At 69.1% G+C, this 19,679-nt stretch carries 17 protein-coding genes; 4 read left to right on the top strand and 13 right to left on the bottom strand.

All coding sequences use genetic code 11. The features are described from left to right. Positions 1 to 4: 4 nt before the first annotated feature. The 5 genes from FG99_RS22955 to cpaB are packed head-to-tail and all read right to left on the bottom strand — an operon-like array spanning position 5 to position 5,601. Complete coding sequence (locus FG99_RS22955; RefSeq protein ID WP_009618292.1) at positions 5 to 901, bottom strand: type II secretion system F family protein; 897 nt, start codon at positions 899 to 901, stop codon at positions 5 to 7. Next, positions 898 to 2,139: a type 4b pilus Flp biogenesis ATPase TadA gene (gene tadA / locus FG99_RS22950; RefSeq protein ID WP_009618290.1), complete on the bottom strand. Its 1,242-nt coding sequence runs from the start codon at positions 2,137 to 2,139 to the stop codon at positions 898 to 900. The genes FG99_RS22955 and tadA overlap by 4 nt, the downstream gene beginning before the upstream one ends. Further along, positions 2,136 to 3,380 (bottom strand): type 4b pilus Flp biogenesis protein TadZ, encoded by a 1,245-nt coding sequence (gene tadZ, locus FG99_RS22945; protein WP_051879137.1) that lies wholly within the window; start codon positions 3,378 to 3,380, stop codon positions 2,136 to 2,138. Before tadZ ends, tadA begins: the two co-directional genes overlap by 4 nt. Beyond that, positions 3,380 to 4,648 carry a type II and III secretion system protein family protein gene (locus tag FG99_RS22940; protein WP_081884708.1) on the bottom strand — a complete coding sequence of 423 codons (1,269 nt, stop codon included), beginning with the start codon at positions 4,646 to 4,648 and terminating at the stop codon, positions 3,380 to 3,382. The genes tadZ and FG99_RS22940 overlap by 1 nt, the downstream gene beginning before the upstream one ends. 35 nt (positions 4,649 to 4,683) lie before the next feature. Then, positions 4,684 to 5,601 (bottom strand): Flp pilus assembly protein CpaB, encoded by a 918-nt coding sequence (gene cpaB, locus FG99_RS22935; protein ID WP_043272458.1) that lies wholly within the window; start codon positions 5,599 to 5,601, stop codon positions 4,684 to 4,686. Positions 5,602 to 5,804: 203 nt separating this feature from the next. Here cpaB and FG99_RS22930 point away from each other — a divergent pair, with 203 nt between their 5' ends. The 3 genes from FG99_RS22930 (at position 5,805) to FG99_RS22920 (ending at position 7,475) form a co-directional block, all read left to right on the top strand. Next, entirely contained in the window at positions 5,805 to 5,993 is a 189-nt protein-coding gene (locus FG99_RS22930) for a Flp family type IVb pilin (protein WP_043272457.1), read from the top strand. A gap of 169 nt (positions 5,994 to 6,162) precedes the next feature. Further along, the gene (locus FG99_RS22925) at positions 6,163 to 6,621 is read left to right on the top strand and encodes a response regulator (RefSeq protein WP_009618285.1); all 459 of its coding nucleotides are present in this window, start codon (positions 6,163 to 6,165) and stop codon (positions 6,619 to 6,621) included. Positions 6,622 to 6,662: 41 nt separating this feature from the next. Next, positions 6,663 to 7,475, top strand: coding sequence for a response regulator (locus FG99_RS22920; RefSeq protein WP_051879133.1), 813 nt, complete (start codon positions 6,663 to 6,665; stop codon positions 7,473 to 7,475). Positions 7,476 to 7,493: 18 nt separating this feature from the next. On the opposite strand, the gene FG99_RS22915 is transcribed toward FG99_RS22920, so the two are convergent. From FG99_RS22915 to FG99_RS22905, 3 genes are all read right to left on the bottom strand, one after another. After that, complete coding sequence (locus tag FG99_RS22915; RefSeq protein ID WP_051879131.1) at positions 7,494 to 8,306, bottom strand: response regulator transcription factor; 813 nt, start codon at positions 8,304 to 8,306, stop codon at positions 7,494 to 7,496. A 74-nt stretch (positions 8,307 to 8,380) separates the two neighbouring features. Then, a complete protein-coding gene (locus FG99_RS30875) occupies positions 8,381 to 11,056 on the bottom strand; it encodes a hybrid sensor histidine kinase/response regulator (RefSeq protein WP_051879129.1) in 2,676 nt (891 codons plus the stop codon). Beyond that, the gene (locus FG99_RS22905) at positions 11,046 to 11,837 is read right to left on the bottom strand and encodes a response regulator transcription factor (RefSeq protein WP_009618278.1); all 792 of its coding nucleotides are present in this window, start codon (positions 11,835 to 11,837) and stop codon (positions 11,046 to 11,048) included. Before FG99_RS22905 ends, FG99_RS30875 begins: the two co-directional genes overlap by 11 nt. Before the next feature lie 283 nt (positions 11,838 to 12,120). Between FG99_RS22905 and FG99_RS22900 the strand changes: the two genes are divergently transcribed. Continuing rightward, positions 12,121 to 13,395, top strand: coding sequence for an HD-GYP domain-containing protein (locus FG99_RS22900; RefSeq protein ID WP_051879127.1), 1,275 nt, complete (start codon positions 12,121 to 12,123; stop codon positions 13,393 to 13,395). A 32-nt stretch (positions 13,396 to 13,427) separates the two neighbouring features. On the opposite strand, the gene FG99_RS22895 is transcribed toward FG99_RS22900, so the two are convergent. The 5 genes from FG99_RS22895 to FG99_RS22875 all read right to left on the bottom strand — a co-directional run bounded on the left by FG99_RS22895 (position 13,428) and on the right by FG99_RS22875 (position 19,608). Continuing rightward, entirely contained in the window at positions 13,428 to 15,356 is a 1,929-nt protein-coding gene (locus FG99_RS22895) for a methyl-accepting chemotaxis protein (protein WP_043272456.1), read from the bottom strand. A 117-nt stretch (positions 15,357 to 15,473) separates the two neighbouring features. Then, complete coding sequence (locus FG99_RS22890) at positions 15,474 to 17,042, bottom strand: FAD-binding oxidoreductase (protein ID WP_043272455.1); 1,569 nt, start codon at positions 17,040 to 17,042, stop codon at positions 15,474 to 15,476. A 13-nt stretch (positions 17,043 to 17,055) separates the two neighbouring features. Next, the gene (locus tag FG99_RS22885) at positions 17,056 to 17,742 is read right to left on the bottom strand and encodes a hypothetical protein (RefSeq protein WP_043272454.1); all 687 of its coding nucleotides are present in this window, start codon (positions 17,740 to 17,742) and stop codon (positions 17,056 to 17,058) included. Positions 17,743 to 17,752: 10 nt separating this feature from the next. Beyond that, positions 17,753 to 18,088 carry a c-type cytochrome gene (locus FG99_RS22880; protein ID WP_009618272.1) on the bottom strand — a complete coding sequence of 112 codons (336 nt, stop codon included), beginning with the start codon at positions 18,086 to 18,088 and terminating at the stop codon, positions 17,753 to 17,755. Between the two features lie 44 nt (positions 18,089 to 18,132). Beyond that, entirely contained in the window at positions 18,133 to 19,608 is a 1,476-nt protein-coding gene (locus FG99_RS22875) for an aldehyde dehydrogenase family protein (RefSeq protein WP_043272453.1), read from the bottom strand. Positions 19,609 to 19,679 lie beyond the last annotated feature (71 nt).

Here is a 19,679-nt window from a genome sequence, read left to right as displayed (position 1 = left end):
TCTCCTACACGCTCTTGAGCATGCGCCACAGCGTGACGCAGCCGACCGCCTGCAGCCCCAGCGAGGTCAGCAGCAGCGTGCGGCCGAAGCCGTCGCTCCACATGGCCATCAGGTAGCCGGGGTTGCTGGCCAGGATGTACATGCCCAGGCCCAGCGGCAGCACCGCCAGCACCAGGGCGCTGAAGCGCGTCTCGCCGGTCATGGCGCGCAGCTGGCGGCCGATCTTCTCGCGCTCGTGGATGACCTTGATGATGTTGTCCAGCAGGTCCGTGGTGTTGCCGCCGTAGCGGTAGTTCACCGTCACGCCCAGGGCGAGGATGTGCAGCTCCTCCACGTCGTAGAGTTCGGCGATGTCCTGCAGCGCCTCGGGCAGGCTGATGCCCAGCTGCACGTGGCTGCTGGCGCGGGCGAAGATCGAGCGCAGCGGGTCGTCGGCCGCCGCCACCGCCTGCTCGATGGCGTCGCCCAGGGTGCGCCCGGCCTGCAGGCTGCGTACCACCTGGTCGAGGAAGGCCGGCATCTGCCGGATCATCTTCTGCAGGCGGCGCTGGTACAGCAGGCCGAGCAGGCCGTTGAACAGCAGCAGCACCAGCGGCACGGCCAGCAGCACGCCGAACACGTTCAGCAGGCGCCAGCCCGGCACGACCAGCGCCAGCATCGCCAGCCCCGCCCCGACCAGCCAGGGGCGCATCTGCACGATGCCGGCGCGGCGCATGCGCCGCACCAGCCAATGCTGGGTGCGCGGCCGCGCCGCGGCGAGGTCGCCCAGGGCCTGGCCGGGCACCAGGCGGCGCACCACCTGTTCGTTGTTGCGTGCGCGCAGGCCCAGGCCGAGCAGCAGCACGGCCAGGCCCACCAGCGCCAGGCTGGCCACCGCCAGCAACAGCGCCCCGGCGCTCATGCCGCCACCTGGCGCAGCTTCAGCCCCGACGGCACGCCGGTGCGCACGAACCTGCCGCTGGCGCGCCGGTCCAGGCTGAACAGCGAGTTGGTGACGTAGATGCCGTCGCGCACCTCCAGCACTTCCAGCACTTCGCTGATGCAGCGCCGGCCGTTGGCCTGGCGGGTGATCTGCACCACGATGTCCAGCGCCGCGCAGATCATCTGCCGCAGCGTCTGCTCGGGCAGCTTGTGCCCGGCCAGGCCCACCAGCATTTCCATGCGCAGCAGCGAGTCCATCGCCGAGTTGGCGTGCACCGTGCTCATCGAGCCGTCGTGGCCGGTGTTCATCGCCTGCAGCACGTCGAGTACTTCCACCCCGCGGATCTCGCCGAGGATGATGCGGTCCGGGCGCATGCGCAGGGCGTTGCGGATCAGGTCACGGGCGGTCACCTCGCCGTAGCCCTCGGCGTTCGGCGGGCGCGTCTCCAGGCGCACCACGTGGTCATGGCCCAGCTGCAGCTCGGCGGTGTCCTCGATGGTGACGATGCGCTCGCGCGCGTCGATGAAGCCGCTCAGCACGTTGAGCAGCGTGGTCTTGCCGGTGCCGGTACCGCCGCTGATGAGGATGTTGCAGCGGTTCTCCACGGCCTGGCGGAGGAACCCCAGCAGCGCCTCGTCGACGCTCTGGTAGGCCAGCAAGTCGGCGCTCTGCAGCAGCTCCTTGCTGAACTTGCGGATGGAGATGCACGGGCCGTCCAGGGCCACCGGCGGGATGATGGCGTTGACCCGGCTGCCGTCGGGCAGGCGCGCGTCGACCATCGGGCTGGATTCGTCCAGGCGCCGCCCCAGGGGCGCCAGGATGCGCTGGATGACGCGGTACACGTGGTGGTCGTCGATGAAGCGCAGGTCGCTCTGGTACAGGCGGCCGCGCTGTTCGATGAAGACGCGGTCGGGGCCGTTGACCAGGATTTCGCTGATGTCCGGGTCGCGCAGCAGCACTTCCAGCGGGCCGAAGCCGGTCAGCTCGTCCACCACTTCCTCGGCCAGGCGGTCCAGCTCGTAGCGGGAGATCGCCAGCTGGCGCCGCGCGGCGTATTCGCCGACCTTCTCGGCGACGTACTGGGCCACCGCCGGGCGCGCGCCCTCCAGCAGGTTCACGCCGTCTTCGTCGATCTCGTCGATGATGTAGCGGTGCAGGCGCATCTTCAGCAGCTGCATTTCCTGCTCGTGCGCGCCGAGGCTGCTGGCGTAGCTCATGGACGCGCGCCCCGGAAGCGGCCGAACCAGGGGAAGCGCCGCCGCGCCTGGCCGCCCAGCGCGCCGAGCGGCTCGGCCAGGGCGCGCAGCTTGAGCGCCAGGGGGTCGCGCGGGGCCACCTCGAACAGGCTGCGCCCGAGGTTCTTCGCCCGCAGGCGCGCCTCGGCCGAGGCCGGCAGCACGCCGAAGAGTTCCAGGCCGAACATGCGGCACAGGGCCTGCTCGTCCGGCGGCACCGCGGGCAGGTAGCGCTCCACCAGCAGTTCGATGCGCGGCAGCGCCTGGCTGTTCTCGCGCAGGCGGCGCAGGCTTTCCAGGCCCTTCCGGCACGAGGGCACGCTCTGGTCCACCAGCCACAGCACGCGGCTGGCCTGCTGCAGCAACTGGCGGGCGAGCTCGCCTTCGGGCATGGCGGTGAAGTTGATCAGCACGTGGCTGAAGGCGCCGCGCAGGTTGCCCAGCAGCAGGTACAGCTCGGCGGTGGTCATGCGCTCCAGCACCCCGGGCTCGTCGGTCAGGCTGAGCAGGCGCAGGCCGGAGTCGTGGCGGCTGAAGGCGCTGTCGATCAGCGTCTGGTCGAGGCGGCGCAGGTTGCGCATGGCGTCGGCAAAGGTGAAGGGCGCGTCCATGCCGAGGATGGCCAGGGCCTCGCCGGCCGGCTGGCCGATGTCCACCAGCAGCACCCGGTTGCCCTCCCGGGCTTGCAACGCCAACGCCAGGTGCAGGGCGACGAAGGCGCCGTCGGCGTCCGGCCGGGCGCTGGCCAGGGCGAACAGCTCGCCCTGCTGCACGGCGCTCACCGGCACGCTGGGCAGGCGTCCGCCCAGGCGCCGGACCAGCCCGCCCAGTTCGCTGGCGCGGGCGCCGTAGGTGACGAAGTCGCGGGCGCCGGCGCGCATGGCCGCCAGCACCAGTTGGTTGTCCAGGCCATCGCCCACGGCAACCACCGCCAGCATCGGCCGCGCCGACACCAGGCCCTCGATCAGGGCGCCGTGGACCATCAGGTTGGCCTTGTTCAGGCTGATGAAGAGCACGCCGGCGCCGGTCACTTCCAGCAGCGCCAGCAGCTCCTCCAGGGTGCCGCTGGTGGCGGCGACCACCTGGCCGGCGCTGGCCAGGCTGCTCTGCAGCCACTCCAGCTCGCCGGCGTGCTGGGTCAGCGCGACGAAGGTCTGGGCGGCGTTGCGGCTTTGCGCGGCGGGCACGCGGCTGCCGCTGCGGCCCAACGGATCGCCGGCCATCACTGGGACATCCCGCTGGCCGAAGCGCGGCCGTCGTACTGGCCGTTCTCCAGGAAGTAGAACTCGCCGAAGCCGGGGTCGTAGTTGCGCAGGCCCTCGCCGGGCAGCTTGGGCAGCGCGGCATTGGCCGCCAGCGGCTGGACCAGGTGCGGGGTGACCACCATCAGCAGTTCGCGGTCGTCCTTGTCCAGCTGCGAGGAACGGAAGAACGCGCCCAGCACCGGCAGGTTGCCCAGGCCGGGGAACTTGTCGACGTTGCTCACCGTGTTGCTGCTGATCAGGCCGCTGATCACGAAGCTCTCGCCGTCGGCGAGGATCACGCTGGTGTCGGTGCGCCGCACGTTGAGCGCCGGCACCGCGATGCCGTTGGTCTGGATGCCGGCGGAGAAGTCCAGCTCGCTGACCTCCGGCGCCACCTTCAGGGCGATGCGCCCGGTGGACATCACCGTCGGCGTCAGGGTCAGGCGCACGCCGTATTCCTTGTACTCGATGGTGATGTTGTTGTTATCGCCGTTGGGCACCGGGATGGGGAACTCGCCGCCGGCCAGGAAGGACGCGCTCTGCCCGCTGGTGGCCACCAGGCTGGGGCGCGCCAGGGTGTAGGCGAAGCCGCTGCCTTCGAGCATGTTGAGGAAGCCCAGCACCTTGCTGCTGCCGCCGCCCCAGATGACATTGAAGCCGCTGTCGCTGGTGCCGAAGTTGCCCGTCACGCCGCCGTCGGAGCCCACGCTGATGCCGCTCAGGCTGCCCGGCGCGCCGAGCATGAACAGGTTGGAGCCGCGCCGCACCAGCGAGGTACTGGCCTGCTTGAGCTTGCTGCGGCTGACCTCGACGAAGCGGATGTCGGTCTGCACCTGGCTGGCCAGGTTGGCGGCGGCGACGGCGTCGCTGGTCGCGCCCACGTCGCGGATCGAACGCCCGGCCACCTGCACCTGGGCCCGCAGCGGGTCGCCCGGGCAGCCGGTCCAGACCAGCAGGCTGGTCTCGCCCTGGGCCTTGCCGGTGACCAGGAAGTTGCGCTTGTCCAGCAGCTGCACGTCGGCGATCTGCGGGTCGCCAATGGCCAGGCGCTTGATCGGCAGCGGCAGCTGCTGGTCCTGCTGGGCGCCCTGCTGCAGCGCCAGCACCAGCTTCTGCGGCAACTGCGCCAGCCCTTCGCAGGCCTTGGGCGCGGCCTGCGCCGAACCCAGCAGCGCCCACGCCATGACGCCCGCCAGGCAAACGCCCACCCCACCAGCCGGACGCCGGTATCCCATATTGCAAGCCATCCTAACTACTCCCTCTCCCTGCTTCAGGGGCTGATTCAAGGCGCCTCGTGCGCGACCGTGCCGCCACGGTAGACCGTCACGCCCGCAGCGGCCCGCGGCCGGGCCGGGTTGCGCGGAGCCGCCGCGGCCACCGGCTGGCGGCGGCCGAGCAGTTGCTCCAGGGTGATGGACTCGGTGTTCGCGGCGCTCAGGGCGGTGTGCTGGTAGCTGCCCTGCTGCTCTTTCTCGTAGAGCTTCTCGTCCTTGCTGCGCACCGCCAGGCGCAACGAGCCGGCCTGGCTGGCCAGCATCAGCCGCGCGGTGGCGTTCGCCGGCACCGCCAGCACCGTGGTGCGCGCCACCTTGCGTTCCTTGTCCTGGCCGTCGCCGGGGTTGCGCGCCTGGCCGTCGCCGGCCACGGCGATCTGCTCGCCATAGGTGAGGACGCGCACGCCCGGCAGCACCAGTTGGGCGCGGACGTCGCGCTGGATGCCCTGCTGGTCGGCGACGTAGAGCACCACGTCGACGTAGTCGCCCGGCAGCACGAAGCCGCCGCCGCCGACCACGTCGTCCACGGCGATGGCCATGGCCCGCTCGTCCGCGCGGATGGTCCGCGCCAGCGGGCCGCCGGGTTCGAGCACGGCGCCGGAAAGGATGCTGCCGGCCGCCACCGGCACCCACACGCGCTGGCCGAGCAAGGCCTCGACCTTGGGATAGCTGCCCGCCGGCGCGGTCTGCAGGTATTCCAGGCGCAGGTCGTCCTTGCCCAGCAGCGCCAGCGCCGGCAGGTCGCGGGTGACCACCACCACGGGGGTGCGCTGCAGCTTGTCCGGGTCGGTGGGGAGCACGGTGAGAGCGGGTTCACTGGCGACCACCGGCGCCTCGGGCCTGCCGATGGACAACCCCAGGTAACCGACCACCACAGCCCCCAGTAACAGAAGCCCGGCAAACGCCATCAACAATTTACTTTTCATGATGATTATTTCGTTGCAGCCAGCGGAAAGCACATTCGGGAAGCAAGTATCGAAAGCAGACTCGTCGATCTCGCGAGAAGGCCGGCAAGCTACCTTGGCGCCCCGATAAATAAAACGACCAAAAGCTACTAGGCCCTTCCTACTAGTTGTAAAAAGTTACTCCCCATAAAAGAATCGGAAGATATACCCGCAACGGAGGCACCATGAACTTCAAGTTGAAAATCCAGAAACTCGTCTCTTCCATGAAGGCATTCGCCAAGGACAAGGAAGGGGCCACCGCGATCGAGTACGCGGTCATCGCAGGGCTGATCTCCGTGGCCATCATCGCCACCTTGAAGCTGCTAGGTCCCAAGCTGGTCTCGGTCTTCGAGAAGATCACCAACTCGCTCTGATTTCCCGCCGCGGCAATAGCACCGCCCCACTTCATATCCGCAATCGAAGTGGGGCAAATTCATGAATATCCGCGCGCGCACTGGGCAGCTTTAATCAATAAGACCTGCCCAGCGGAAATGCAAAAGGAAACAGGCGAATACCACTCTCCGCAGAACTTCGGTAAAAGCGATGCTGACCCGATCGGAACTTCCCCTGATATTGCTCGTTGACGATGACCCGGACGCACTGGCCTCGACGGCGGAGTTGTTCGAAAGTCTCTTCAATATAAAAACCGCGGGTTCCGGCCACGAAGCCCTCGGCACGCTGGAGGAAACGCCCCTGCCGGACATCGTCATCGCCGACCTGGGCATGCCGGGCATGAACGGGCATCAGTTGTGCGAAGCGATCAAGTCCGACGCGCGCACCCGCGACATCACTATCATCTTCCTCACCGGCGAGGACACCACCGAAGCCGAGCTGGAAGGCTTCGAGCTGGGCGCGGCCGATTTCATCCCCAAGCCGGTGGAGCCCCGCACCTTCGTCAGCCGGATCAGGTCGCACATGCGCAGGAAGCTGGAGCGCGACAGGCTCCAGGACCTGAGCGAATACCTGGAACTGCGCTCGCGGAACCTCACGCAATCCAGCTGAACCGCCGGGGCCCGGCGCCTGCGCAACAAGGTCTGAACACAGTGGCTACGACAAGAAAAGCGAACCTGCACGGGCACCAGGCACTCATCCTCGACGACGAGCCCGACATCGTCGAAGAGGTCGTCGACCTGCTGAACTGCGCCGGCTACCCCTGCCTGGGCGCGCACACCGCGGAACAGGCCCTGGCGCTGTTCCAGGCCAACCCCGGCGTCGACATGCTGATCCTCGATTTCGACCTGCAGGACAGCCAGGGCCCGCGGGTGCTGGAGCGCATGCAGGCGCTGGCCGGCAGCGAGCGGCTGTTCGAGGCCATCACCATCAGCGGGCGGGCCGGCAAGGACGAACTGATCGACGTGCTGCGCAGCGGCTTCTGCGACTTCCTCGCCAAGCCGCTGAACCCCGAGCACCTGCTGGCCGCGCTGGAGAAGCTGGCCGAAAAGCTGGAGGAGCGGGCCCGCGACCGGCAGCGGGTCATCCGCGCGGAGTCGCGCCTGGACGTGCTGACCGAGAGCCTGAAGTCCCTGGCCAGCGATGCGAAGAAGGCCATCAATTACGCCAGCACCTCGTCCAGGCCCGCCAGGGGCGAGCCCTCGAAGGACGACGAGGCCCTGTTGAACACGCCGGAAGACCAGTTGGCCAACCCCTTCTTCGCCAAGCTCTCCCTGCGCCAGCTCGACGTGGTCAGGCTGATCGGCAAGGGCCTGAGCAACTACCAGATCGCCTGCAAGCTGGGCATCAGCGAGCATACGGTGAAGCTCTACGTCTCCCAGTCGCTGCGCCTCACCGGGCTGAGCAACCGCACGCAGCTGGCGCTCAAGTCATCGCCCAGGCGCAAGGCGAACCACGACCTGTAGGCGCCCGCTTATTGCGGATTACCTCAGCGCCCCCCTGGCATCCAAGCCTCCAGGCGCGCCGGAGGAGGCGGCCAGCAGCATGGCCAGCTGGGTGCGGTTGCTGACCCGCAGCAGCTTGAATATCTGGGTGATGTAGAGCTTCACCGTGTTCTCGGAAATGCCCAGCTCATGGGCCACCCGGTAGTTCGAATAGCCCTTGCAGATCAACTGCGCGACTTCCTGCTGGCGTTGCGTCAGGTTGAAGAACAGCGGGCTGCTGATGTCGACCTTGTCCGGGGCGGCGCGCTCGTCATCGTCCAGGTCGAAGACGTTCGGGCCGCCGTGGACGTCCATCTTTATCGCGCTGACGTCCTGGAACAGCGAGTTCAGCGACTCCGCGATATGTTCCAGCCGGCCGTTGAGGTGAAGGATCCTGCGTTGCCGGCGGATGCTCTGCAGCAGCTTGTTCTCCACCCGCTCCACCGACTCGATCAGCTCCTGCGGCGACACCGGCTTCATCAGGAAGTCCGAGGCCCCGGCGCGCATCGCCTCGACCACCTTGTCGCTTTCGCCGTACCCGGTGAGGACGATGACTTCGAAGAGGTAGTCATCGCCCACCGCGCCGTGGATTTCCTTGATGGCGTCCAGGCCCCATTCGCTGCCCAGGTTCAGGTCGCACACCAGGATGCGCAACTTGGCGTTCTTCTTGAACAGCGCGACCGCCTCGGCGATGGAACTGCAACCGACCGAGGAGAAACCGACGCTCTCCAGCACTTCGGAAAGCTCCGATGCGACCAGCGGCTCATCGTCGATGACGAGCACCTCGAACGCCCGGCGTTGTTTGTTTTTCATTTGACTCCCCACACTCGCCCCCTAAGCCCGCAGGCCGCCAGGGCCTTTCCTTTCCAAAAATAAAACGCGGGACTTCACGGGTTGCTTCCCAGTAACCCCATCATTTCTTCCATGGAGTCCAAGTCCCCTGTTTCTGCCAGTTCTCGCAAGTACACCGCCAACTCCCCAGAGGCATCGGCGAGTGTTCGACTCCATTCGATGAGGTCGGTGATGGCGCCCGCTTCCACGAGCGCCTGAAGCTGTTGCCGCTGCCCTCGGCTCAAGGATTCCAACTGCCCGGCCAGCGCTTGCTGACGGCGGTCAGGCTTTTCGGTCACGCCGGCCAGGCCGCCGCGCAGGCGCAGCAGCTGGGCCAGGGTCACGCCCAGGTCGGCCAGGCTGATGGGCTTCACCAGGCTGGCGTCGAACGGCAGGCCGCCCGCCTGGCCGAGGGAATGCATGGTCTGCTGGGTGGCGGACATCAGCACCACCGGCAGCCCGGGCCAGCGCTCGCGCAGCGCCAGCAGGAGCTCGCCGCCGTTGCAGCGCGGCATCAGGTAGTCGGTCAGGACCAGGTCCGGCCGCTGCCCGCCCGGGCCCATCAGGCGCTCCAGGCAGTCCTGCCCGTCGACGGCCGCCTCGACGCGGAAGCGGCTGGCCTCGAGCAGGTCCACCAGCATGTCGCGGATATCGGCGTTGTCCTCGACGACCCACACCAGCTGCCCCTCGCCGCGCACCGGCAGGCTCTTCATCGGCAGGTCGAACAGCTGCGGCTGGGCCATGTCCTGCTCGGTGCCGACGGCCAGGGTCAGCTCGAAGGAAACCCGGGTGCCTTCGCCGGGCGCGCTCTGCACCGTCACCCGCCCGCCCATGAGCAGGACCCAGTGCTCGACGATGGCCAGGCCGAGCCCGGCGCCTTCCACGCCGGTGGCGTCGCAGCGGAAGAACGGGGTGAAGAGCTTGGGCAGGTCCTGCTCGGGGATGCCGCAGCCGGTGTCGCTGACGCAGAAGTGCAGCTGCGCCAGGCCCGTCTGCGGCGGCTGCCCGGCGGCCTGCACCTGCAGGGCGATGCGCCCGTCGCGGGTGAACTTGGCGGCGTTGTCCAGCAGGTTGGTCAGCACCTGGCGCAGGCGCTTGGCATCCAGTTGCAGCACCGTGGGAATGTCGCCGCACAGCGTCAGGCGGAAGGCGTTGCGGTTGCGCTGGGCGAGGATGTGCGCATCCATCGCCACCGCGTCGAGCAGGCCGTGGATGTACACCGGCTGGATGTCCAGGCGGTCGCTGGAAACGCCGCGGGCGTGGTCGATCAGGTCGTTGATCAGGGTCAGCATGTGGCCGGCGCTGCGCAGGATGACACCGGCCTTGCGGGTGCCGCGCCCGCCCTCCTCCTGCAGCAGCTGGGCATAGCCGATGATGGAGGTCAGCGGCGAGCGCAGGTCGTGGCTGACGCGCCCGAGGAAGTCGATCTTCGCCTGGTTGGCGTCCTTGGCCTTCACCAGGGCGGCCTGCAGCTCCGCGGTGCGCCGGGATACCGCCTCTTCCAGCTGCGCCTTCTGCCGGCGTTCGCTCTGCAGGCTCTCGGTTTCCAGGCGTTGCTTGCGCATCTGCTGCTGCAGGGTGAACAGGCCGATGATGCCGATGATGATGCTCAGCCTGAGCATCACCACGTCCACGCTGAACTGCCCGCTGTAGCCCAGGTTGAGCAGGTAGCGGAGGATGAACCAGAAGCTTTCCGCCCAGCTCAGCAGGAACAGCCCCGCCAGCACCTGTCGGCAGAAGTCGCCGCGCAGCCGCAACGAGAACAGCGACAGCGGCCAGCAGGCCAGGAGGCAGAAGCTCAGCGACAGGTTCAGCGTGCGCGCCAGGTTGTTCGGCAGCAGCGGCAGGGCGACGGCCAGCGCCAGGCAGGCGAACACGCCGGCCAGGTACAGGCGCCGCCATGCGCCCTGCCCGGCCAGGCCGAGCAGGCGCCGGGCGGCGACCAGGAAGCCGACCAGGGAAACCAGCCAGAAGGCGATGCGCATGCCCGGGCCGTGGATGAACTGCCCGCTGAACAGGTGGAAGGCCAGGTAGCCCTCCTTTTCCGCCTCCAGGGCGTAGGCCGCGCCCAGCCACACGGCGAGCATGGCGAAGCTCCAGTCCAGGCGCAGCAACAGCAGCACGGTCAGGGTGAGCACGCAGCCGAACAGCACCGCATGGGTCAGTTGCTCGACATTGTCCTGGGCCAGCACGGCGCCCATGTCCCACAGGTTCAGGGCCAGGCTCGGGCGGCTCTCGCTGCGCACCCGCAGCAGCAGCTCGCGGCTCTCCCCGGGGGCCAGCGCCACCGGCAGCAGGTTGCGCCGGCTGTGCAGCGAACGCTCGGCCAGGGGCACCGACAGGCCGATGCGCCAGTGCCCGTCGACGCGCCCGCCGGCCGCGTCCAGGCGGTACAGGTCGACCTCGCCGACGCGCCAGGGCGCCACTTCCAGCCAGCGCTCCCAGGCGCTGGCGTCGGGGTTTTCCAGCCGCAGGCGCAGCCAGAGCGTCGCCTCCCGCCGTGGCGCCGCCAGGCTGCGGGCATCGGCCGGCCGCCAGTCCGCCTGGCGCCAGGCTTGCTCGGGCGTCAGCGCCTGGCCGGGGGCCTCCTCGAACACCTGGGCGCTGCGGGTCAGGTCGATGTAGGGCGCCTGCAGGTCGCCGCGGTTGAGGAACAGCGACACGCCCATGACCAGCAGCAGCGCCAGGCTCCCCAGCAGGGCCGTGAAGGCGGCGCGCGGGTCAGGGCGCATCGCCGGGCTCCAGGTCCAGGCGCGACTGGCGGAACTGGCTGGGCGAGAGGCCATAGCGCTCGCGGAAGGCGGTGGAGAAGTTGGCCCCGCTGGTGAAACCCACCTCCAGCGCGATGGCCTGGATCGGCAGGCCGGTGCCGCTGAGCAGCACGCAGGCCTCCTTCATGCGCTCCTCGCGCAGGTACTCGAAGACCGTCACGCCCACGCACTGGCGGAAGGCCTCGTTCAGGCGCTTGCTGTTGGTGCCCACGGCCTCGGCCAGCTCCTGCAGTTCCGGGGTGTGCGACAGCGCGCGCAGCAGCACCTGGCGGGCCGACTGGAAGAGGATGCTGTCAAGGTTGCCGGCGTGGCTGGGCGGCATGGGCGAGGCTTGCCGGTCGGTGCCCCAGCGGCGCAGGTGGATGGCCAGGCGCAGGCGGATTTCTTCGAGGTTGAAGGGCTTGGTGATGTAGTCGACGGCGCCCACCAGCAGCCCCTGGACACGTTCCTCGGGGGTGTTCGCCCCGCTCAGGAACACCACCGGGATATCCCGCGTATGGGTGTTCGCCTGCATCATCCGGCAGCAGGTCAGGCCATCCCACACGGGCATCAGCACGTCCATCAGCACCAGGTCCGGGTTGATCATCTGGACTTTCTTGAAGGCGTCCTGGCCGTTGCTCGCCAGGTAGATGCGGCAGCCCTGCTGCTGCAGGTATTCGGCGAGCAGGCGACGTTCGCTCTCCAGATCATCGACGACCAGGATGCGCTGCCCCTCCAGCGCATCGGGAATAAAGCTCGGCATTCCGATGAGTTCCTACACGTCAGTTCCCGCCCGACCGTTACTTTGCCATTACAGAGGGAATTTTCCGTATACGACGAAAATATTTTCCCTGCTGGCAAAGGGCCACAGCACTCCAGCAGAAGCGCTACTTCCTGGCGCCGAGATAATGGCACCGAACGAAGGAGAGGCCCCTTGGCCCGTAGGTACCCCATGCCAGCAGAGTGCGTGACTGTCTCGCCCGCCCGCCCCGGCCGGCGTTCCCCGGAGGGCTGCCGCGCCCCGGCGCCGCCACGGAGCCTGCCCCATGCTTAAGCGGATTCGCACCGACCAGGTTCGCCTGGGCATGTTCATCCAGTCGCTGGAGGGCAGCTGGCTGTCCCACCCCTTCTGGAAGACCCGCTTCATGCTGGAGAACCCCGGCGACCTGCGCGCCCTGCAGAACAGCGGCGTGCAATGGCTGTGGATCGACGACGCCCGCGGCCTGGGCGTCACCGACGCCGTCGCGCCGGCGGCGCAGGACCCCGGCGCGGCGCCCGCCGCAGGCATCGCCGAGCCGGTCGTGGCGCTTGTCGGCGAGGCGCCGCCGGCCATCTATCCGAACGAGTTCTTCGAAGCCGCGCGCATCCTCGAACGCTCCAAGCTGACGCTGATGGAGCTGTTCCGCGAGGCGCGTATGGGCCGGGCGATCGACCTGGACCTGTGCCTGCCGCTGGTGGAGGACATCTGCGCCTCGCTGGCCCGCGACGCCTCGGCGCTGATCAGCCTGGCGCGGCTGAAGAACAAGGACGAATACACCTACATGCACTCGGTGACGGTGTGCGCACTGATGGTCGCCCTGGCCCGCCAGCTCGGCCTGGACGTCGAGGCCCAGCGCGAGGCCGGCCTGGCCGGGATGCTCCACGACATCGGCAAGATGGCCATGCCGCCGGCGATCCTCAACAAGCCCGGCAAGCTCGACGAGGCCGAGCTCGCCATCATGCGCACCCACCCCGAGCGCGGCCACGAGATGCTGCGCCAGCACACCCGGCTGTCGCCCCAGGTGCTGGACGTCTGCCTGCACCACCACGAGCGCTACGACGGCACCGGCTACCCGCACCGCCTGGCCGGCAACCAGATCAGCCTGCTGGCGCGCATGGCGGCGATCTGCGACGTCTACGACGCCATCACCTCGGACCGCCCGTACAAGTGCGCCTGGGAAGCCGCCGGCTCCCTGGCGCGCATGGCCAGCTGGGAGGGGCATTTCGACCCGCAGCTGTTCCAGGCCTTCGTCAAGACCATCGGCATCTACCCCATCGGCAGCCTGGTGCGCCTGGAGTCCGGCCACCTCGGGGTGGTGGTCCAGCAAAACCCGGAGAACCTGACGCGCCCGCAGGTGCAGGTGTTCTTCTGCTCCCACCGGCGCCAGGCCATCGCCAAGGAACTGCGCGACCTGGCCGACGTGCGCATCTACGACCGCATCGTCCAGCGCGAGGACCCGCTGCGCTGGGGCTTCAGGAACCTGGAGCGGCTCTGGCTGCCCGAGGGCCTGGTGCCGCCCGGGATGGTGCCGAGCCGGGGCCACGACGACGGGCACGACTGAGGGCGCGCCCAGGCCCCGGCGGCGTTCGGGGCTCAGACGTGGAAGCGGCCGACCAGCGCCTGCAGCTCGCCGCCCAGCCGCGCCAGCTCCACGCTGGAAGCGGCGACCTGCTCGCTGGCCGCGGCGGTCTGCTCGGAAACGTCGCGTACGCTGACCACGCTGCGGCTGATCTCCTCGGCCACGGTGCTCTGTTCCTCGGCCGCGGTGGCGATCTGCTGGTTCATCGCCTGGATGCTGGACACCGTGCGGGTGATGCTGCCCAGCGACTCGCCGGCCTGGCGGCTCAGGGCCACGCTGCTGGCGGTCAGCTCGCGGCTGCCGAGCATGGCGCTGGAGACCTGGCGGGTGCCGTTCTGCAGGCCGGCGACCAGGGTTTCGATCTCCTCGGTGGACTGCCGGGTGCGCAGGGCCAGGCCACGCACCTCGTCGGCCACCACGGCGAAGCCGCGGCCGGCTTCCCCCGCGCGGGCGGCTTCGATGGCGGCGTTGAGGGCCAGCAGGTTGGTCTGTTCGGCCACCGACTTGATCACGTCCATCACCTTGCCGATCTTCTCGCTCTCCTGCTCCAGGCGCTGCATGGCGTCGGCCGAGCGTTCCACTTCCCGGGCCAGGCGCTCGATGCGCTCCACCGCCTGGTTCACCACGCGGTCGCCGTCGTGGGCTTCGCGGTCGGCGGCGGAGGCGGCCTGGGAAGCCTGCTCGGCGTTGCGCGCCACTTCCTGCACGGTGGCGGACATCTCGTGCATGGCGGTGGCCACCTGATCGGTCTCGACCTTCTGGCTGTTGGCGCCGGCGCTGGTCTGTTCGGTGACCGCCGAGAGCTGCTCGGCGGCGCTGGCGATCTGCGTCACGCCATCGCGGATGCCGCCGATCAGGTCGCGCAGGCTCCAGCTCATGCGCTGCATGCTCTGTTGCAGGCTGCCCAGCTCGTCGCGGCGGCTGACCTGGATGTTCTGCGACAGGTCGCCCGAGGCGATGCGCTCGACCACCTGCAGGGTGTCGTGCAGCGGCCGGGTGATGCGGCGGGTGATGAACCAGGCGGCCAGGGCGCTGGCCAGTATCGCCAGCAGGGCCACGCTGGCCTGGGCCAGGCGGCTGAAGGCCGCCACCTCGTCGCGCAGTTCGATCTGCTGACGGGTCAGCGCCTGGGTGATCTCGCGGGTCTGCTCGGCGACCTTGACCAGCACCTGCCGGGCCTGCTCCACCGTGGCGGTGGCGGCCCGGTAGGCCTCGATGCACTTGGCGTAGCGCTGCTGGTCCGCCGCCACCGCCATCAGCTCGGCGGGGGGCTGTGCGCCGAAGACCTTGGCCTGGCGCGGGAAGTTTTCCATGGCCAGGCGCATCTGTTCGTTCAGCAGCCGCTCGGACTCCGGCCCGGGGTGGGCCACGTAGCCCGCCGCGCGGTAGCGGACCAGCAGCAGGTCCTGCATCAGCTGCGTGCCGGCCTGGTAGTAGGCGAAGCGGCGCTCATCGTGTTCGTCCAGGCCCGCCGCCAGCGCTTGCAGGGCACTGAGCGCCGCGAAGGCCCGCTCGGCGCGCTCGACCATCTCGTCGCGAACGACGCTGGCCGCATGGTTGGCGGCCTGCAGCTTGCCAAGGGCCTGGCGGTAGTCGCCGACCAGTTCGCCCTGTTGCTGCTCCAGGGCGAGCAGGTCCGCGCGGGCGAACAGCTTGCGCGCGCGCATCGCCGCCTGCTGGCGCTCGAAGTCGTCCAGCGCCGCGCCCAGGCGCTGCTCGCTGGCCGCCTTGGCGCCGTCCAGCAAATAGTCCTGCAGCGACAGGCGCAGTTCCGCCAGCGATTCGTTGAGCGCGCCGTAGACCTCCTGGGCCCGGCTGCGCTGCAGCAGGCTCTCGCGGCTGATCCAGTCGCCCACTGCGAGCAGCGCGGTGAGGCACAGGACCAGGCCAAAGCCCAGCCCCAGCTTGTAGGTGACGCCGAGGTTGTCAAACCAGTTGCGCATGGCGCGAGTCGCTCCCGTTCCGGGGCCCCCGGCACCCGGCGTGCGCGGAACGGGCCAGTGGATCCAGCTGTGCGAAACGGCCCCGCCGGCGACTGCCGGCGGGGCCCGTTGCGGTGGCTAGAAGTTGTTGGCGAGGTCGATGCCGGACTTGCCCGGCGAGAGGATGTTGTTCGGGTCCAGGGCGCGCTTGATGGCGTGCTCCACCCTGCGCTTGACCGGGCCGTAGATCTGCGCCACGCGGTCCTGGAAGGCGGTGTTCACGCGGTACACGGCGTAGCCCTCCTTGGCGAACTCGTCCAGCAGCTCGGCGAAGCAGTCGTGGGCGCGCTGGGTCTCCTCCGGGTCGGTGCGGTCGTAGAGCACGTCGATCACGTGGTGCATGTCGCGCCAGCCGACGATGAACTCGCCGGTGTAGTCCAGACCGTGCTTGTTGAGGATGCGCTTGGCCAGCACCTTCTGCTTGTCGCACTCGCTGCCGCGCGCCTGGCTGACCGGGGCGAACCACATCGAGCCACCGCCGCCGCGCCAGTTGTACAGGCCGAATTCCTGCAGGTTGGGCACGCCGCTCATCAGCTCGGCGCGGTACTTGAACGGCTGGGTGTCGCCGGCCTGCTCCTGGGTGACGATGCGGCCCTTGCCGGACTTCTTCACGGTCTCGGTGACGATCTTCCAGTTCACCTCCACCTGCTCGGGGGTGCCGTACAACGCCGCGTAGACGTTCCACTGGCCCAGGCCCTTGTCCTTGACGATCTGCTGGACCACGGAATCCGGCGTTGCGCCCTTCTCCTTGATGTAGTCCGAGCGGCGCACGCTGATGCCGCCGGCCTCCCACAGCGCGTTGGCGATCACCACCGCGTTGGGGATGATCTGGGCAATGCGCAGCGGGCGGATCATCTCGACGATGTCGGCGATGTCCGCCTCGTCGTCGTAGACGATGCTGAAGGGCTTGAACACCGGCGGCTTGGGCATCAGCCAGAAGCCCATCTTGGTGCAGATGCCGTAGTTGGCCTGGGTGAACATGCCGTCCAGGGTCGGGCCGTAGCCCCACTTGAACACCTGCCAGGCCTTGTCGCCGGGCACCCCGCCCATGCCGGTGCGGTAGACGTCGCCGTTGGCCAGCACCACTTCCATGCCGCACTGCATGAGGAAGTGCTCGCCGTAGGGGGTGTAACCCACGCCGCGGTCCATGGTGTTGCCCACCGGGCCGGCGATGGCCGAGGGCGCGGAGAACGACAGCATCAGCGGCAGATTATTTTCCTGCAGGTAGTCGTAGAGCTGGCCGTAGGTGACGCCGGGCTCGACCAGGGCGGTGCACAGCTCCGGGTCGATGTGGATGATCTTGTTCATCTTCTTCAGGTCGAGGATGACCTGGCCGCGTTGCGCCGGGGCCGCCGAGCCGTAGCCGAAGTTGCGGCCGGTGGAGATGGTCCACAGCGGGATCTTGAACTCGTTGCAGATCTTCACCACGCCCTGCACCTGCTCGACGCTGGTGGCGGTGACGGCGGCGGAGGGCGCGTGCTCGGCGTTGTCCACCGGCATCATGATCTTGCCGTAGGGGATCAACTGGTCGTCCTTGGCCAGGACGTTCTCCTCGCCCAGCAGCTTGCGGAACTTGGCCAGCGCCTGTTGGAAGTGGCTGGCGTCGACGCCGCGCGGGAGCACGGCCTTGTTGGTTGCGTCAGTCATGGGAGGTGCTCCTTCAAGCCTGGATCGAGAACGAAACGAAATGTCCGGCCAGCGGGCTCGGGCGGCCGGCCACCAGCGGCGCGGGTGCCGGCGGCTGCGCGCCGAGCGAGGCCAGGCCGTAGCCGAGAGTGGCGGCCCATTGCTCGGCATTGCCGGCGTTGCGGCCGGCGGCGCCCAGGCGCAGGGGCTGGCGGCTGCCCAGCGGGCACTGCTCGCGCAGGTCGAAGCCGGCGCCGCAGGCGTCCAGCTGCAGGCCCAGTTGCAGAGCGTGGCCGTGGGCGGCGTCCGCGGTGATCAGCCGGTGCCGCGAGGCGCGCGCATCGGCGCTATGCTCACCGAGCCACTGCACGCGGGCGCCGGCGCTGCGCGCCAGGTCGACCACCAGCGCGGCGCTGGCGTCGTCCAGCAGGCCGACGATGCGCTGCGGCCGTCCGGCCTCCAGGCGCTGTTGCAGTTCACGGACGAAAGCCAGGCTGGCATCGCTGCGCAGCAGCTCGGCCCGGGCCGCGGCCGGGTTGGCGGCCAGGCCCTGGAGGAAGGCCGAGCCGGCCACCACCGGGCTGATGAGCACCAGCGTCGGCTGCGCCACGGCGCTGCCGGCGACGCCACGCGCCAGGGCCAGGCCGGAGCCGCCCATGGCGATGCCCGCCAGCCCGCCCAGGGCCATGCCCTTGAGCAGGGAACGACGTTCGAGATTCATTGCGCGCTCCTCAGGGCTTGGCCGCCGGCGCGGGCGCCTGCGAGATGTAGTCGGCGACCTGTTGCAGCGCCTTGTCGTCGATGAAGGAAGCGGGCCAGGCCGGCATCGCCCGCAGGCCGTTGCGCGCCACCGCGACTATGTAGGGCGACGGCAGCTGGCGCCCCTTCAGTTCCGGCCCGATGCCGGTCTCGTGGCAGCGGCCGCAGACTTTTTCGTAGACGTTGGCGCCGCCTTTCCACACGCCGTCGCCGTCGGCGAAGGCGCTACCGGCCAGCACGAGCAAGGGCACGCAAAGGCAAGCAGCGAAGGTCCGTTTCACAGCCGGGCTGTCGAAGGATAAGGACATTTCGTACTCCATCTTGTTATTGGATTGGTGGGGCCGGCGGCCGCTCAGAAGGGATAGGGCCGCGGCGAGTGCTGCAGGGTGATCCAGTGGTCGGTGGTGAATTCCTCGATCGCCCAGTCGCCGTTGAAGCGGCCCAGGCCGGAGTTCTTCTCGCCGCCGAAGGGGGCGTTGGGTTCGTCGTTGACCGGCATGTCGTTGACGTGGGTCATGCCCGCGTGGATGCGCTGGGCGAACTGCACGCCGCGCTCCAGGCTCGACGTGAACACCGCGCTGGACAGGCCGTATTCGCTGCCGTTGGCCAGCTCCAGCGCATGCTCGGCGTCGCGCGCAGCCTGGATGCCCACCAGCGGGCCGAAGATTTCCTCGCGGGCGATCTCCATGCCGGCGTGCACGTCACCGAACACGTGGGGCGGCATGACGTTGCCCTGGGGCTCGCCGCCGACCAGCAGGCGCGCGCCCTCGTCCAGGGCCTTGGCGACCTTCTCGCGCAGGCCCTGCAGCTGGCGGTCGTTGATCACCGGGCCGACCACGGTTTCCGGCTTGCGCGGGTCGCCGTAGGGCAGCGCCTGGACGCGCTCGACGAAGCGCCGGGTGAAGGCTTCCAGCGCCGGCTGTTCGACGATGATGCGGTTGATCGCCATGCAGATCTGCCCCTGGTGGAGGAACTTGCCCACCACCGCGGCGTTCACCGCCTGCTCGATGTCGGCGTCTGCCAGGACCACGAAGGGGCTGTTGCCGCCCAGCTCCAGGGCCACGTGCTTGAGGTGCGCGCCGCCGCTGGCGATGCGGCCGATGTTGCGCCCGACCTGGGTCGAGCCGGTGAAGGAGATGAAGGCCGGCACCGGGTGCTCGACGAAGGCATCGCCGATCTCGCTGCCGGCGCCGACCACCACGCTGAGCACGCCGGCCGGCAACCCGGCCTCCTCGAACACGCGCGCCAGCAGCAGGCCGCCGGACACCGGGGTGTCGCTGGCCGGCTTGACCACCACCGCGTTGCCCAGGGCCAGGGCCGGGGCCAGCGAACGCTGGGTGAGGTGCAGCGGGAAGTTCCACGGGCTGATCACCCCGACCACCCCGAGCGGCACGCGGTACACGCGGCTTTCCTTGCCCGGCACGTTGGAGGCGACGATGCGCCCGTGCACGCGGTTCGGCAGGCTGGCCGCCTCCAGGGTGATGGCGCGCGCCGCGCCCCATTCGATCTGCGCCTTGAGCAGGGTGCTGCCGGATTCGCGGACCAGCCAGTCGATGATCTCCTCGCGGCGCGCATCGAGGATGCGCACCGCTTCGAGCATCACCCGGGCGCGCTCGGCGGGCGCAGTGGCGGCCCAAGCCACCTGGGCCTCGGCGGCCTTGGCATAGGCGGCGTCGAGGTCGGCGCGGTCGGCCAGGGCCAGGCGCAGCAGGCTCTGCCCGCTGTAGGGGTCGAGGACCTCCATGTGCCGGCCGCTGCTCCCGGCGCGCCAGGCGCCGGCGATCGGCTGCAGGTCGAGGTTCTGGTAGGGCTGGGGTCTGGTGCTCATCGTTGCTGGTGCCTCTTGTCTGGACGAGGGACGGCCGCCGCCGGCCTGGGCGAAGGCCACGGAAACAGGGA

Origin of the sequence: Pseudomonas sp. AAC, from assembly GCF_000725445.1 — a bacterium.
Taxonomy (GTDB): Bacteria; Pseudomonadota; Gammaproteobacteria; order Pseudomonadales; family Pseudomonadaceae; genus Pseudomonas; species Pseudomonas citronellolis.
Note: the sequence above shows the minus strand (reverse complement) of the source record. Positions and strands in the feature narration are given on the sequence as shown.

What these genes read in the sequence shown, in the direction of transcription:
- FG99_RS22930 (WP_043272457.1), top strand. Translation starts at nt 5,805, where the DNA reads ATGAACTTCAAGTTGAAAATCCAGAAACTCGTCTCTTCCATGAAGGCA.
- FG99_RS22925 (WP_009618285.1), top strand. Translation starts at nt 6,163, where the DNA reads ATGCTGACCCGATCGGAACTTCCCCTGATATTGCTCGTTGACGATGAC.
- FG99_RS22940 (WP_081884708.1), bottom strand. Translation starts at nt 4,648, where the DNA reads ATGGCTTGCAATATGGGATACCGGCGTCCGGCTGGTGGGGTGGGCGTT.
- FG99_RS22900 (WP_051879127.1), top strand. Translation starts at nt 12,121, where the DNA reads ATGCTTAAGCGGATTCGCACCGACCAGGTTCGCCTGGGCATGTTCATC.
- FG99_RS22905 (WP_009618278.1), bottom strand. Translation starts at nt 11,837, where the DNA reads ATGCCGAGCTTTATTCCCGATGCGCTGGAGGGGCAGCGCATCCTGGTC.
- FG99_RS22955 (WP_009618292.1), bottom strand. Translation starts at nt 901, where the DNA reads ATGAGCGCCGGGGCGCTGTTGCTGGCGGTGGCCAGCCTGGCGCTGGTG.
- FG99_RS22895 (WP_043272456.1), bottom strand. Translation starts at nt 15,356, where the DNA reads ATGCGCAACTGGTTTGACAACCTCGGCGTCACCTACAAGCTGGGGCTG.
- tadA (WP_009618290.1), bottom strand. Translation starts at nt 2,139, where the DNA reads ATGAGCTACGCCAGCAGCCTCGGCGCGCACGAGCAGGAAATGCAGCTG.
- FG99_RS22915 (WP_051879131.1), bottom strand. Translation starts at nt 8,306, where the DNA reads ATGAAAAACAAACAACGCCGGGCGTTCGAGGTGCTCGTCATCGACGAT.
- FG99_RS22885 (WP_043272454.1), bottom strand. Translation starts at nt 17,742, where the DNA reads ATGAATCTCGAACGTCGTTCCCTGCTCAAGGGCATGGCCCTGGGCGGG.
- FG99_RS22875 (WP_043272453.1), bottom strand. Translation starts at nt 19,608, where the DNA reads ATGAGCACCAGACCCCAGCCCTACCAGAACCTCGACCTGCAGCCGATC.
- FG99_RS22890 (WP_043272455.1), bottom strand. Translation starts at nt 17,042, where the DNA reads ATGACTGACGCAACCAACAAGGCCGTGCTCCCGCGCGGCGTCGACGCC.
- FG99_RS22880 (WP_009618272.1), bottom strand. Translation starts at nt 18,088, where the DNA reads ATGTCCTTATCCTTCGACAGCCCGGCTGTGAAACGGACCTTCGCTGCT.
- tadZ (WP_051879137.1), bottom strand. Translation starts at nt 3,380, where the DNA reads ATGGCCGGCGATCCGTTGGGCCGCAGCGGCAGCCGCGTGCCCGCCGCG.
- FG99_RS30875 (WP_051879129.1), bottom strand. Translation starts at nt 11,056, where the DNA reads ATGCGCCCTGACCCGCGCGCCGCCTTCACGGCCCTGCTGGGGAGCCTG.
- cpaB (WP_043272458.1), bottom strand. Translation starts at nt 5,601, where the DNA reads ATGAAAAGTAAATTGTTGATGGCGTTTGCCGGGCTTCTGTTACTGGGG.